Source organism: Streptomyces sp. NPDC050674, assembly GCF_040654575.1.
Lineage (GTDB): Bacteria > Actinomycetota > Actinomycetes > Streptomycetales > Streptomycetaceae > Streptomyces.
In genome coordinates, this window is the sequence record NZ_JBFAIG010000024.1 from 1 (window position 1) to 13946 (window position 13946).

Here is a 13946-nt window from a genome sequence, read left to right on the forward strand (position 1 = left end):
GTCCAGTCCGGACTGTGCCTCGACGCCAACGCGGGCGGCACCGCCAACGGCACCAAGATCACCCTCTGGTCCTGCCACGGCGGCACCAACCAGCAGTGGACACAGCGCTAGCGGAACACGTCGGCCTCGCTCGCGGCAGGGCCCGTCGGTCGCGAGCGGGGCCCGCCTCTAACGCCGCAGCCGGGTCGGCTCGCCCGGCCCGCTGCGGCGCACCACCCACGCCTCGGTGATGTGGGTGAACATCGCCTCGGCCGCGCCCTTGGGATCGTGCGCGGCGATCCGCTCGTAGATGCGCCGGTGGCCGTGGTTGGAGGCCACGCAGAAGGCGCGTCCGGTTCGACCCGTGTAACGAGCGGAGTTGATGACCTGGCGCTCCAGCGAACGGACCACGGCACGGCCGATGCGGTTCCCCGACGCCTGCATGACGGTGTCGTGGAACGCCCGGTCCTGTTCGTGGTACGAGGCGGGGTCGTCGAGGAGCTCGTCCATCCGCTCCACCAGACCGCGTAACCGATCGATCACCTCGGCGTTCGCCAGGCGGGCGGCGACGTTGGCCATGTCGGACTCCAGCACGCGGCGCGTCGCGACGAGGTGATCGAGGATGGCCAGGCTCTCGTCCTCGGCGATGGTCGCGCCGAGGACCAGCTCGTCGAGCATGTTCCACATCGTCGGCGGGGTGACCATCGTGCCGGCGCCCTGGCGGACCTGCACCAGCCCCTTCTCCTGAAGGATCTTCACCGCTTCGCGGACCACGGTGCGGCTGACCGAGAAGGTCTCGCAGAGCACGGGCTCGGGGGGAAGCGGCGAACCGGACGGATGGACTCCGCGGACAATCCGCTCCACCAGCTCAGCCGTGACCGCGGCGGCGAGGTTCGCCGGGCGCCGGCTCCAGGCGGGGGCCTCGGAGGCCTCTGCGGATGACTGCGGTACTGCCGTCATGACACCCCCCGGGGCCCGTATACCACGGATGCTCGCCAACTATACGGCATCCGGTTGACATCATACGTCATACGAGTTACATACGTCATACGAGTTGCGTTCCTCCTCAGTCTCAACTGCCGGACACCGGCCACCTCAGGAGAGTGGAGCAGCAATGAAGCAGCGAACACTGTGGCCGGCGACCCTGGTTGCCGGGCTCGTCGTCTTAGCCGGCTGCGGAAGCGCCTCCGGCCCGGATGCGGGGTCCGATGGTTCGAAGGGCAAACTCGTCGTCTGGGACTGGAAGTCCGGCGACGCCGCAGCATCCTCGTACGTCAAGAACGCCAAGGCCGACTTCGCCCGGCGGCATCCCGGCGTGACGGTCGAGTTCGTCGCGCAGCCGTTCGAGCAGTACTACACCCTGCTCGGGGCAGCCATCCAAGCCGGCAAGGGGCCGGACGTCATGCTGTTCAACGGCGGCGGACAGATCCGTGACCGCGCCAACTCCCTTCTGCCGTTGGACGAGTACGTCCGTGAGGACAAGAAGCGGCTGGCCGGGTGGGAGGCCTTCACCAAGGACGGCAAGACCTACGCCGCTCCGGTGACCTTGCAAGGTCACCCGATCTACTACAACAAGTCGCTCTACCGGAAGGCAGGGCTCGACCCGGAGCAGCCGGCCGCCGGTTGGGACGAGTTCGTCGCCGACTGCCGGAGCATCACCAAGGCGACCGGTGCCAGGTGCTTCGCGCAGGGCAACAAGGAAGGCATCGGCATCCAGTTCTTCCTGTCCGGGCTCGGCTCGGGCGTGCTGTCGCCCGCGGAGTACGACGACTGGATCGCCGGCAGACGGGACTGGTCCTCGCCGGCCGTCAAGCGGGTCTTCTCGCTCTGGAAAGAGGTCAACGACAAAGGCCTGAACAACGACGGGGCCAACTCGACGGCGATGTTCAACGACGCGTTCGCGGTGTTCCAGTCCAGCAAGGCCGCCCACGTCATCGGGCTGATGTCGGACACCGGGCACTGGAAGGACTTCGCCGAATTCCTCGACGCCGACGACGTGGGCGTCATGAAGTCGCCTGTCGTCACGGCCGGTGCCACGCCGAGCCTTCCCTACGACGGCGGCATCGGCTACGCCGTCGCGAAGTGGACCAAGGACCCCGAGGTCGCCGCCGACCTGGTGCGCTCCCTGACCTCCACCGACGCACTGAAGTCGTTCTACGCCGACGCGGGCGCCATCGCGGCCGACCGCACGGTGGTCTCGAGCGGTGACCCAGCCGTCGCCACCATCGTGTCCGAGATCGACCGCGGCAAGCCCGCCCTGCACGTGGCCCTGCCCTCCAAGACCGTGGACCTGATGGGGCGGCTGTCTCAGCAACTGCTGAGCGGATGGGTCACGGTTGACGCGGCGGTCAAGCAGCTGGCGGCGTCCGACCAAGCGGGCTGAGGCCATGTCACCGGTCGGCCGGCGCGCCGAACGCCTCGCCCCCTACGTCCTGGTCGCTCCCGCCGTCCTGATCATCGTGGTGCTCCGGCTCTGGCCACTGGGACTGGGTGTCAGCTTCTCCTTCACCGGCGACGGCGAACGCAACGGCACCACGGTGGGGTTCGACAATTACGCGGAGCTCATCGACGACCCCCTGTTCCGCACCGCGCTGCGCAACGTCGGATGGCTGGTGCTGCTGCTGCCGGTCGCGGTCGCGATCCCGGGACTGCTCGCCACCTTCATCCACCTGCGGGTGCCAGGGCATTCGTTCTTCCGGAGCGTCTACTTCTTCCCGGCCGTGCTCTCACCGGTGATCGTCGGCGCGATCTTCAACCTGCTCCTGGCCTTCGACGGTCCGTTGAACACCGTGCTCGGCGGCTCGGGAGTCGGCCCGGTCGACTGGCTCGGCGATCCCGACGTAGCCCTCTTCACCGTCGTCGGCGTGCACATCTGGGCGACGGCGGGGATGGCGCTGGTGGTGTTCCTGGCCGGGTTCGCGACCCTGGACTCCGCCCTTCTGGACGCCGCCCGGGTCGACGGCGCCTCACTCGCCCGGATGATCTGGCACGTCATCATCCCGGGTCTGGCCCGCACCATCCAGTTCGTCGTCGTCACCACCATGATCGGGATGCTGACCTCGATGTTCGGGCTGCTCTACGTCATGACCAGTGGTGGCCCGGAAGGGTCGACCTACCTGCCGGAGTACTACATCTGGGTCCAGCAGGGGCAGATGAGCCGCCCGGCGCTCGCGTCGGCCGCGTCCACCGTCCTCTTCCTCGTCATGCTGGCCGTGGGCCTGTTGCAGGTCGGCCTGCTGCGCCGGGCGGGGAGGGAGGACTGATGCCCCGCCTGGGACGGAGCAGATGGCTGGTCGCCGTGCCCATGGTGCTCCTCGCCCTGGCGACGGTCTACCCGCTGCTGTTCACCGCCAACGTCGCGATGAAGACCCGCCGGGAGTACATCCTCGACCGGTTCTCCCTGGCGAGCACGCTCCGGTGGGACAACCTCGGCACCGCGTGGAACAGCGTCGGCATGGGGCGGTACTTCCTCAACTCCGTGATCGTGGTGGCCTGCGCCGTGGCGCTGTTGCTGCTCATCGGGTCCATGGCCGGGTTCGCGCTGGCCCAGGTGCGGTTCCGTGGCTCGTCCGCGCTGGCTCTGGTCTGCCTCGCGGCACTGTTCATCCCCTTCCAGGTGATCATGGTGCCGTTGGCCAGGATCATGGCCGACGGCGGTCTCGTCGACACCTATCCGGGGCTGGTCCTCGCCTACGTCGCGCAGTTCCTGCCGTTCACCGTCTTCCTGCTGACGAGCTATTACCGAGCGGTGCCCACCGAGCTCGTCGACGCCGCACGAATCGACGGAAACACCCTGTACGGCGTCTACCGGCGCATCATGCTGCCCATGGGTGCCCCGGCACTGCTGTCGGTGGGCATCCTCGACGCGCTGTTCTGCTGGAACGACGTGCTCATCTCGCTGCTCATGATGCCGTCGGCCGACCATCGCACCCTGATGGTGGGCATCACCTCACTGCGCGGCCAGTACTCCGCCGACATCCCCACCTTCGCAGCCGGTGTCCTGATCGCCGGGCTGCCCGTGTTGATGACCTACCTGTTTCTGCAGCGCCAGATCGCCGACGGCGTGACGGCCGGCGCGACGAAGGGCTGACGCATGCGCATCACCGGGTACAGAACCCTGACGACGGCACAGCGGTGGGGCCGACCCGTCGGTGACGCCAACGGCGTCTACGCCGACGGCGACGTGCCCGTGCCGGTCGTCATCGTCGAGACCGACGAGGGGATCACCGGAGTCGGCCTGGGACCGCACGTGGAAGCCGAGGTGATCTTCGCCGCCCTGGACGGCCAGGACCCGCGCGCGGTGACCGTCCTCTACGACCGCATGCTGCGGCACACCTTCAAAGCCGGGCACGCCGGAGTGGTGTTCGGCACGATCGGCGCGTTCGACACGGCGTTGTGGGACATCAAGGCACAGGCCGCGGGTGAGCCGCTGTGGCGGTTGCTCGGCGGCAACGACCGCGTGGTCCACGCCTACGCCTCCGGCCTGGACATCGGCCTCACCGACGACGAGCTCGTCGCCGCCTACCAGGTCTACGCCGAACGCGGGCTGAGGGCGGCGAAGCTCAAGGGCGGCCTGGACATCGAGCGTGACCGGCACCGGCTGGCGCTCGTACGCGAGGTCCTGACGGAGGCCGCGCACGGGAGGCGGCCAGGGCTCATGCTGGACGTGAACGAGTCCTGGAGCCGCAAGCAGGCGGTACGCCACGTCGGTGAACTGGAACGCACACTCGACCTGACCTGGATCGAGGAGCCGGTCCGGCGCTGGGACGCCGAGGGCCTGGCCGCTGTCAGCCGTGGCGTACGGACGGCGGTCGCCAGTGGGGAGAACCTCACCGGCCTCGAGCAGTTCCGCCCGCTGATCGCGGCGGGAGGCGTCGACATCGTCCAGACGGCCGCGGTCTGGGGAGTCACCCACTTCCTGCGTGTCGCCGCGCTGGCGCACGCCTACGACCTGCCGGTCAGCCCGATCGGCAACACGCCTGTCGCGCTGCTGCACGCCGCGACGTCGGTGCCCAACCACCTCGTCAGCGAACTGCAGGGCCTGCGGCCGCCGATCGGCGTCGCGACGGACCTGCACGTCGAGGACGGCGCCTTCGTGCTCGGCGACACGCCGGGCCTGGGCGTCCGCCTCGACGAAACGGTGATGAGCGCGGCCCGTCAGCGAACGGAACACGCGCCCGACGGACCGCACATACGGCCTGAGCAGGCCGGCCGGCGGCTGCTCGCGGTCACCCCCGGACCATGCGGATCCACCGCGGAAGGGACCTTCGACACCATGGGGATGGAGGATCGATGAAGGCGGTTGTCCACCGCGGGACCCGCACCCTCGAGATCGGGAGCCGGGGCGCCGAGGCGCCGGCCCCGGCGAAGGAGCGGGACGGGCGTGTCGCCCACGTCAAGGCCGTCGCACCGGGCTGCATCGCCACCGGCGACACCGAGGCGTTACCCGCGGCCCCCCGGCGCCACCAGGCGATCCCCGGCCGGATCCCGGCCGGTCGCCGCAGGCGCGCCGACGACCTCGCCGGGGCCACGGTGCTCCTCGCCTCCCCGGCGGCGGACCATGTCGACGGCATCGTTCTTCCCGTCGACGGCGGACGGCCGGGGCGATGACGGGCTGCCAGGCATTACCAGCCGGCCGCGCCCGAGTCGGTCGTGCCCGCGCATCCGAGGGCGGCGACGTGCGCGGCACCTGGGACGGTCTCGCCCGAGGCGACGTGCACGGGCTCGCGATGCGAGCCGGCCGAGCCGACGAGACGAGCCTGGTCGTCGCCGCACAGGCCGGCGATCCACGAGCGCTCGACGACCTGGCCGCGGCGTACCTGCCGCTGGTGTACGCGATCGTGCGCAGGGCACTGGGTGAGCTCGCGGACGTCGACGACGTGGTGCAGGAGACGATGCTGCGGGCACTTCCCGAGCTGCGCACGTTACGCACCCCGGAGTGCTTCCGTCCCTGGTTGGCCACGATCGCGACACGACAGATCAGCACCCATCTGCACCGGCGGCAGGCGGACGCCGAACGGACGGCCCCCCTCGACGAGATGACCGACCCGCCGGACTCCGACGCCGAGAACCTGGCCCTGATCCACGTCGAGCTGTCCGGTCATCGCCGAAAGACCGTACGCGCCAGTCGATGGCTCGACCCGGACGCCCGGGCGCTGCTGTCGCTGTGGTGGCTGGAGGCCGCGGGCCGGCTGACGAGGGCGGAGCTGGCGGCGGCGCTGGGGACGAGCGTGGCTCACGCGGGTGTGCGCGTCCAGCGGATGCGCAACCAACTGGAGCTGAGCCGGTCACTCGTCGCCGCGCTGGAAGCCGGCCCCCGGTGCCCGCGGCTGACCACCGCGCTGGGGGGCTGGGACGGCGTCCCGAGCACGTTGTGGCGCAAGCGCATCACCCGGCACATCCGGTCCTGTGCGGACTGCGGCCGGGCCGCAGACGAACTGGTCCCCCTTGACCGGCTGATCGTCGCGTTGGCGCTGCTCCCCGTCCCGCCGGCGCGGTCGCCGGCGTCAAGGCCGGGTTACTCGGCCAGGTCGCCTGAGGTGACCGATCGAGTCGGCAGCCACATCCTCGCGCTCGGCGACGACGCCGTGCTCTTCGGAACCACGGCGACTGCGACTGTTTGAACCGGCCGCCGATAACGGAAACTGCCGCGATTCACACGCGTCCGTCACTCCAATTCATTGCCTGAAATGGTTATGCGGGGCGCTCGTCAATAGTCCCGCTTCTCCGGTTTGTTGCATGACGGCTCAGGCCCAAATATATCGATGGTTCCCTCTTGAATGGACCATGGCAATCTGTCAATGTTCTAGTCGTCGACGGGTAACGTCCCCCATTCGTGACCTGAATAGCGGAAGTCAAGAAAAGCGTCCACATCGAGCGCCTCGGAGGCGGAGAAAGGCCGCTGCTTCGGCGCCGCGGTGGACCACACGGACTTCGACTTGCAGTGCCTGTACCAAGGCATGAACCCCGACGCCGGCGGCGACTGCATCGCCCTGCTGTGGCGTTGGGGCCGCTTTCCAGGCGCCACGGCAGCGGCATGACGCTGACATGCTTGCTGCGCGAGCGATCTGGGAGGGGCCGGCGCGGAGAGGGCAAACTCCGCGCCGGCTCGGCCGGCTGCCCGCAGGCGGCCGACGCCGACGGATCCCGCACAGCGCAGACGTGACCACACCCCCCACCGGGAAGGCACGACCATGCCCCACACTCGTCGCCGGCGCCACCTCGCCCGGGCGCTCGCCTGCATCCTGACCGCTTTCAGCGCGCTCGCGGTCGTCGAGCCCCAGAGCGCTTCGCCGGCCGCCGCCGACACCGCCCAGTTCCGGGGCGTCAACTGGGCCAGGCTCGGTGACAACTTCCACGGTGGACCGCTCGTCCTGCACGGGTTGAGCGCCTCCGACAGCTACGAGACGGTCGTGGCGAAAGCCAACGCCGTCTACACCGGCTTCGAGAACAACCTCGGCGCCAACACCGTTCGGCTGCCGATCAACACCTACACGGTCGGGACGAGCTGGTGGAGCGCGTACGCGGGTGCGATAGACGCAGCCACCGCGAAGGGATTCAAAGTCGTCCTCTCCTACTGGGAGGACGGGGTGGCCGCCCGCGACGGTCGCATCGTCAGCCCGAGCGCCTTCGACACCATGTGGGACACCGTGCTCGCCCGGTACGGCACCAACAGCCTCGTCTACTTCGAGCCGATGAACGAACCGCGTGGGCACAGCGCCGGCGAGTGGGCGAACGTGGTGAGCGACTGGATCAGCGGCCACCCGTCGATTCCGCGGAACCGCGTCTTCGTCAGCGGCGCGGGACTGAACACCGACATCAGGTCCATGTGCGCCGACCGCCGCCTCGACGGGACGTTCCTGTCGCTGCACCACTACACGTTCTTCAGCGGCGCGAAGACCTACGACCAGTGGGTGACGTACCTGCGGAACGCGATCGGTTCCTGTGCCGACCGCACTGTCGTCGACGAGTTCGGCGCGCCGATGGACACCGGGCTGAACTACCACGACGCCGGCAGCACCGACAACTTCGTGCGCTACTTCCGGGCCACCACCACGGTGCTCCGGGAACAGCGCATCGGCTCCGTCTACTGGCCCGGGCTGGGCGGGAAGATACGCGCCGGCCAGGGCGACGATTGGTATGCCATGCAGAAACTGCACGGCACCGGTACCAACCTCACGCTCAGCACCCCCAGCCCCAGCGGCCGCGAGCGCCTCAGGTACGGCTGGGGCTTGAACGGCGACGTCCCGGCCCCGACCAGTGTGCTGCGCAACGTCGGCACCGGGCGCTGTCTGGACCTGCCCGGCGGGACCACCGCGAACATCCAGGTCCAGGTGTCCCCGTGCGCCCAGACGGCCGGTCAGCAGTGGACCTTGACGGCCGGCGGACAGATCACCGCACTTGGGGGCCAGAAGTGCCTGGACGCGTACAACAACGGGACGACGAACGGCACCGTGGTCGGCACATGGGCGTGCAACGGCGGCGACAACCAGCGTTGGTCCGTGGGCGCTGACGGCACCATACGCGGCGTTCGCTCCGGTCTGTGCCTCGACGTGAACACCGCCACCTTCAAGGCGCAGATGTGGGCGTGCTGGGGCGGCGACAACCAGAGGTGGCAGATCCAGAACACCGACGCGCGACGCGACGCCCGACACGGTGGACGGTGACCGCCGGCCGCGGCCGATCCGATGGCGGAGCAGAGCGCTGACCTGTTCGCCGCCGCCGGGGTCTGCCATCACCGAAGTCAGTGACCTGCTCCGGTCCGTGAAGGGAGAACGACATGTCCGAGGTGACACGCAGACGGTTTCTCGCCGCCGGGGCGGCGGCTGGAGCAGGGATCGTGCCGGGTGCGTGGACGGCCACCGCCAGGGGCGGCTCGGCCGCACCGCCGGAGGTCGTGGCCGCCGACGACCTCGCCCTGTGGTACGACAAGCCGGCCGGCCCGGACTGGCTGCGGGCACTGCCGATCGGCAACGGACGCCTCGGCGCGATGGTGTTCGGCAACGTCGACACCGAACGGCTCCAGCTCAACGAGGACACCGTCTGGGCCGGCGGTCCGTACGACTCCGCCAACACGCGCGGCGCGGCCAGCATCGCTGAGATCCGGCGGCGGGTCTTCGCGGATCAGTGGGGGCCGGCGCAGGACCTGATCAATCAGACGATGCTGGGCAGCCCGGCCGGACAACTGGCCTACCAGCCGGTCGGAAACCTTCTGCTCTCCTTCGGCAGCGCTACCGGCGCCTCGCAGTACAACCGGACGCTCGACCTCACCACCGCCACGACCGTCACGACCTACGTGCTGGGCGGCGTGCGGTACCGGCGTGAGGTGTTCGCCGGCGCACCCGACCAGGTGATCGTGGTCCGGCTGACGGCCGACCGGGCCGACTCCATAACCTTCAACGCCACATTCGACAGTCCGCAACGGACCACGGTGTCCAGCCCGGACGGGGCCACGATCGCCCTCGACGGCGTCTCCGGCACCATGGAGGGCATCACCGGGCGGGTCCGGTTCCTCGCCCTGGCCCATGCCGCTGTGACGGGCGGCACGGTCAGCAGCTCGGGCGGCACGCTGCGGGTCTCCGGCGCCACCAGCGTGACGGTGCTGGTGTCGATCGGCTCCAGCTACGTCGACTTCCGGAGGGTCGACGGCGATTACCAGGGGATCGCGCGGCGCCACCTCAACGCCGCCCGGGACACCGGCGTCGACGAACTGCGCAAGCGGCATCTCGCCGACTATCAGGCGCTGTTCAACCGGGTGTCGGTCGATCTGGGACGTACCACGGCGGCCGACCAGCCGACCGACGTACGGATCGCCCGGCACGCGCAAGTCAACGACCCGCAGTTCTCCGCCCTGTTGTTCCAGTTCGGCCGGTATCTGCTGATCTCGTCCTCCCGGCCGGGCACCCAGCCGGCGAACCTTCAGGGCATCTGGAACGACCAGATGGCTCCCTCCTGGGACTCGAAGTTCACGGTCAACGCCAACCTGCCGATGAACTACTGGCCCGCCGACACCACGAACCTCTCCGAATGCTTCCTCCCGGTCTTCGACATGATCGACGACCTGACCGTGACCGGCGCCCGGGTGGCCCAGGCGCAGTACGGTGCCGGCGGCTGGGTGACACATCACAACACCGACGCGTGGCGGGGCGCCTCGGTCGTCGACGAAGCGCGGTGGGGGATGTGGCAGACCGGTGGCGCATGGCTGGCCACCCTGATCTGGGACCACTACCTGTTCACCGGTGACATCGACTTCCTCCGCTCGAACTATCCGGCCCTGAAGGGTGCCGCCCAGTTCTTCCTCGACACCCTGGTCGCCCACCCGTCGCTCGGATACCTGGTCACCAACCCGTCGAACTCCCCGGAGCTCGCTCACCATGCGAACGCCACCGTCTGCGCGGGGCCCACCATGGACAACCAGATCCTGCGCGACCTTTTCAGCGGCGTCGCCCGCGCCGGCGAGATCCTCGGCGTGGACGCCGCCTTCCGCGCTCAGGCACTGGCGGCCCGGGAGCGGCTGGCGCCGACGCGGGTCGGCTCCAGGGGCAACGTCCAGGAGTGGCTGGCCGACTGGGTGGAGACCGAGCGGACGCACCGGCACGTCTCCCACCTGTACGGTCTGCATCCGAGCAACCAGATCACCAAGCGCGGGACACCCCAGTTGCACGAGGCCGCGCGGCGGACGCTGGAGCTGCGCGGTGACGACGGGACGGGATGGTCGCTCGCGTGGAAGATCAACTTCTGGGCCCGGATGGAGGACGGCGCCCGGGCCCACAAGCTGATCCGGGACCTGGTGCGGACGGACCGGCTCGCGCCCAACATGTTCGACCTGCACCCACCGTTCCAGATCGACGGCAACTTCGGCGCCACCTCGGGCATCGCGGAGATGCTGTTGCAGAGCCACAACGGCGAACTGCACGTGCTGCCGGCGGTGCCGGCCGCCTGGCCCGCCGGGCGTGTGAGCGGACTGCGCGGCCGGGGCGGATACACCGTCGGCGCCGAGTGGAGCAGCGGCCGGACCGAGTTCGTCGTCACACCCGACCGAACCGGTGCCGTCCGGGTGCGCGGCCGGATCTTCGCCGGCGAGTTCACGCTGAAGGACGATTCGAGCGGCGAGCCGGTCCAGCCGAAGCGGCTGGAGGCCGACCTCATCGAGTTCGCCGGCCAGGCCGGCACCACCTACCGCGCGTCCGCCCTCAGGTCGGGGCCGGTGGAGGCCGGCGTGGCCTATCGGCTGGTCGCCCAGCACAGCGGCAAGGCCGCCGACATCGACGGTGCGTCCATGACCGCCGGTGCGCGGCTGATCCAGTGGCAGATCACCACCGGCCTCAACCAGCACTTCGCGTTCCTGCCCTCCGACGGCGGGCACTACAGGATCCGGGTGGCGCACAGTGGTCTGGTCCTGCACGTCGCCGGTAGCAGCAGCGGCGCCGACATCACCCAGCAGCCCGATACCGACGCCACCGGCCAGCAGTGGCGGATCGTCGACCACGGCGGTGGCGTGATCAGTCTGGTCAACCGGCTGAGCGGCCTCGCCCTGGACGTGTGGGAAGCCTCCACCGCCGACGGAGCCCGCATCTCCCAGTGGGCGGCCACTGGTGGCACCCACCAGCGATTCCAACTCCGCCGCGTCTAGGGCCTGTCGTTTGGATCATGCCGGCGTCGCGGGGCGTGGCACGCACATCTGCCGCGTTGTCGTCGGTTGTCAACGCTCCGCGTTGACGCCCTCCTCCGCCTTGCAGCTGCACGCACCACGCCCCGCTCGGGTCGGCCGAGAGGCGCAGTCACTCCCGGCCGACCTGATCCAAACGACAGGCCCTAGCCCCGGTGCGCACTGTGGCCGACCGACCAGGCAGAGCGGGCAGAGCGGGCAGAGCGGGCAGCGCGAGCAGGACAACGGGGAGGCTGGCGGCCGTCTGAACGAGTGTCGAGCTTCATGCAGCGGGCCTGGTCCACGCGGGGTCGGAGGCCGACAGGCGGTGGGTGGCCACCGAGGTGACGATGAGCAGAAGCAGGACGAGAACCAGGATGTGGAGGAGTTCGGCGTGCCCCAGGAGCAGGGCTCCGACAAGGGCTCCGAGGAACATGGCGAGCACGGAAAGAATGCGTCGGCCAGGCCGGGGGGTGGGCCCGCCGGCAGGGGAGGAGTCCGCAGCCAGTCCTGTCAGGGTAAGAGTCAGGACGGTGGTGGTCAGGTCCGGGACCCCGAGACGTCGTGCGACGGCGTTCTGCATGCCCATGGCGATGCCGAGCAGCACGATCAGGGTGTATCGGGCCGGGCTGGTCACCTCGCCGTGTGCGAGGACCAGCGCGCCCACTGACCCGGCGACCAGTACGGCCTGGAGGGCCGTCGTCGTGGTCAGCAGGCGGCCTCGGTGTGCGGCGAACCGGGTGCCGAACCGCCCTCCCGCCAGCGCTCCGACGAGGAAGGACACCATCGAGACGATGGACGCTGGTACGGACAGGCCGGGCGCGCCTGCCAGGGCGAAACCCAGGAAGACCACGTTGCCGGTCATGTTGGCGACGAAGACCCGCCCGAGGGCCAGATAGCTCACGGCATCGATGAGGCCGGTCACCACTGTCAGCACAAGCATCAGAGGTGGCAGGGGGCCGTGCCGGTCGCCCTTCGGGGGGACGAGTGTGTTGGCGGCGTCAGTCAACAGCCTTCGCATGCCCCGTCCTTTCCTTCGTCGTCCCGTCGCTCATCGCGGGATCATTCAGCAACGTGCGGGTGAGCAGTCCGCTGATCAGGCCGATGACGATCGCCGATACGGAGAGCCACAGCGGCCAGGGGGCCGGCCCGAGGAGGTGGTCGACAGACCAGCGTCCCGGACCGGTGAGGGCCACGGCTGCGGAGGCGGTGACGAGCACCAGCGGGTACTCGTAGCCGTCGTTCTGCACCCACAGCCCCTTGTGCCACTTGACGGTGCCGGCCACCGTCATCACTCCCATGGCGGCCGTCGCCGCCATGGGAGTGAGGAGGCCGGCCGCCAGGAACAGGCCGGCACCGATCTGGCTGCCGCCCGCGGCGAGGGCGGTGAGTCTCCCACCGCGGAAGCCGTCACGGCGGAACTCCTCGGTGCCGCCGGCCAGGCCGTTGCCGCCCAGCCGGTGACTGACCTTCTGCACTCCGTGCCCGGCGAGGAGGAGTCCCACCACCAGCCGGAGCACCAACAGTCCGCTGTCCATCGCGCTGTGCCCGTCCCTGACGTCCGTTGTCGATCGTGTGAGGCGCGTCAGCCGGCGGCGTGCTCGCCGATGACGGCCTGCGCGTAGACGACGCCGAGACCGTAAGTGCCGCCATGCTCCTTCACGACGTCCATGACAGGCAGGTACGTCTCCGTACGAGCCCAGTCGCGCTGGAGCTCGAGGAGCACCTGCACCCAGGTCACCGGCACCACTCCGGCCTGGACCATCCGCTGGACGGCGTGCTCGTGGGCCTGTGGGCTGACGCCGCCGGACGCGTCGGTGACGACGTACACCTCGTAGCCCTGGGCGAGCGCGGACAGTGCGGGCAGGACGACGCAGACCTCGGTCCACAGCCCGGCGATGACCAGCTTCTTGCGGCCGGTCGCCTTGACGGCCTCGACGAAGGCCACGTCCTCCCAGGCGTTCATCGTGCTGCGGTCGACGATCTTCTGACCGGGGAAGACGTCCGCGAGCTGCGGCATGAGCGGGCCGGAGAAGGACTCGGCGGCTACGGTGCTCAGGACCGTGGGAACGTCGAAGACCTTGGCGGCCTTCGCCAGACCCACCGTCGCGTTGATGATGGCGGTGCGGTCGCCGCTGCCCGTGCCGAAGAACATCTGCGGCTGGTGGTCCACGAACAGCACCGCGCAGTTGTCGGGGGTCAGCAGGTCGGGGCTGGGAGCAGCGGTGACCTCGGCGATGTCGACCATGAGAATGCCTTTCCATCAGAGATTGGAGGTCGCGGACGGTCGTCTGCGACCATGAAAAGAAGGGCTTGGGGC

At 69.5% G+C, this 13946-nt stretch carries 13 protein-coding genes; 9 read left to right on the forward strand and 4 right to left on the reverse strand.

Going from position 1 to position 13946, the window contains the following annotated elements:
* Positions 1-111 (forward strand): RICIN domain-containing protein (locus AB0I06_RS30585; protein WP_363122174.1); only part of this gene is annotated, 111 nt, incomplete at its 5' end.
* 57 nt (positions 112-168) lie between these two features.
* On the opposite strand, the gene AB0I06_RS30590 is transcribed toward AB0I06_RS30585, so the two are convergent.
* Positions 169-939, reverse strand: a complete 771-nt coding sequence (locus tag AB0I06_RS30590; protein WP_363122085.1) for a FadR/GntR family transcriptional regulator — start codon at positions 937-939, stop codon at positions 169-171.
* 154 nt (positions 940-1093) lie between these two features.
* On the opposite strand from AB0I06_RS30590, the gene AB0I06_RS30595 reads away from it, so the two are divergent.
* The 8 genes from AB0I06_RS30595 (at position 1094) to AB0I06_RS30630 (ending at position 11611) form a co-directional block, all read left to right on the forward strand.
* Entirely contained in the window at positions 1094-2362 is a 1269-nt protein-coding gene (locus AB0I06_RS30595) for an extracellular solute-binding protein (RefSeq protein WP_363122086.1), read from the forward strand.
* A 4-nt stretch (positions 2363-2366) separates the two neighbouring features.
* Entirely contained in the window at positions 2367-3242 is an 876-nt protein-coding gene (locus AB0I06_RS30600) for a sugar ABC transporter permease (RefSeq protein WP_363122087.1), read from the forward strand.
* Entirely contained in the window at positions 3242-4069 is an 828-nt protein-coding gene (locus AB0I06_RS30605) for a carbohydrate ABC transporter permease (protein ID WP_363122088.1), read from the forward strand. The genes AB0I06_RS30600 and AB0I06_RS30605 overlap by 1 nt, the downstream gene beginning before the upstream one ends.
* 3 nt (positions 4070-4072) lie before the next feature.
* Positions 4073-5275 (forward strand): mandelate racemase/muconate lactonizing enzyme family protein, encoded by a 1203-nt coding sequence (locus tag AB0I06_RS30610; protein ID WP_363122089.1) that lies wholly within the window; start codon positions 4073-4075, stop codon positions 5273-5275.
* Positions 5272-5589: an SDR family oxidoreductase gene (locus AB0I06_RS30615; protein WP_363122090.1), complete on the forward strand. Its 318-nt coding sequence runs from the start codon at positions 5272-5274 to the stop codon at positions 5587-5589. The genes AB0I06_RS30610 and AB0I06_RS30615 overlap by 4 nt, the downstream gene beginning before the upstream one ends.
* Before the next feature lie 68 nt (positions 5590-5657).
* Complete coding sequence (locus AB0I06_RS30620) at positions 5658-6602, forward strand: sigma-70 family RNA polymerase sigma factor (protein WP_363122091.1); 945 nt, start codon at positions 5658-5660, stop codon at positions 6600-6602.
* A gap of 570 nt (positions 6603-7172) precedes the next feature.
* Entirely contained in the window at positions 7173-8645 is a 1473-nt protein-coding gene (locus tag AB0I06_RS30625) for a ricin-type beta-trefoil lectin domain protein (RefSeq protein ID WP_363122092.1), read from the forward strand.
* A 113-nt stretch (positions 8646-8758) separates the two neighbouring features.
* Positions 8759-11611 (forward strand): glycoside hydrolase N-terminal domain-containing protein, encoded by a 2853-nt coding sequence (locus tag AB0I06_RS30630; protein WP_363122093.1) that lies wholly within the window; start codon positions 8759-8761, stop codon positions 11609-11611.
* Between the two features lie 298 nt (positions 11612-11909).
* On the opposite strand, the gene AB0I06_RS30635 is transcribed toward AB0I06_RS30630, so the two are convergent.
* From AB0I06_RS30635 to AB0I06_RS30645, 3 genes are read right to left on the reverse strand one after another with little or no spacing between them, the layout of a single operon-like run.
* Positions 11910-12647: a YoaK family protein gene (locus tag AB0I06_RS30635; RefSeq protein ID WP_363122094.1), complete on the reverse strand. Its 738-nt coding sequence runs from the start codon at positions 12645-12647 to the stop codon at positions 11910-11912.
* Positions 12628-13164, reverse strand: a complete 537-nt coding sequence (locus AB0I06_RS30640; RefSeq protein WP_363122095.1) for a DoxX family protein — start codon at positions 13162-13164, stop codon at positions 12628-12630. Before AB0I06_RS30640 ends, AB0I06_RS30635 begins: the two co-directional genes overlap by 20 nt.
* Positions 13165-13211: 47 nt before the next feature.
* A complete protein-coding gene (locus AB0I06_RS30645) occupies positions 13212-13874 on the reverse strand; it encodes a hydrolase (RefSeq protein WP_363122096.1) in 663 nt (220 codons plus the stop codon).
* Between the last annotated feature and the right edge of the window lie 72 nt (positions 13875-13946).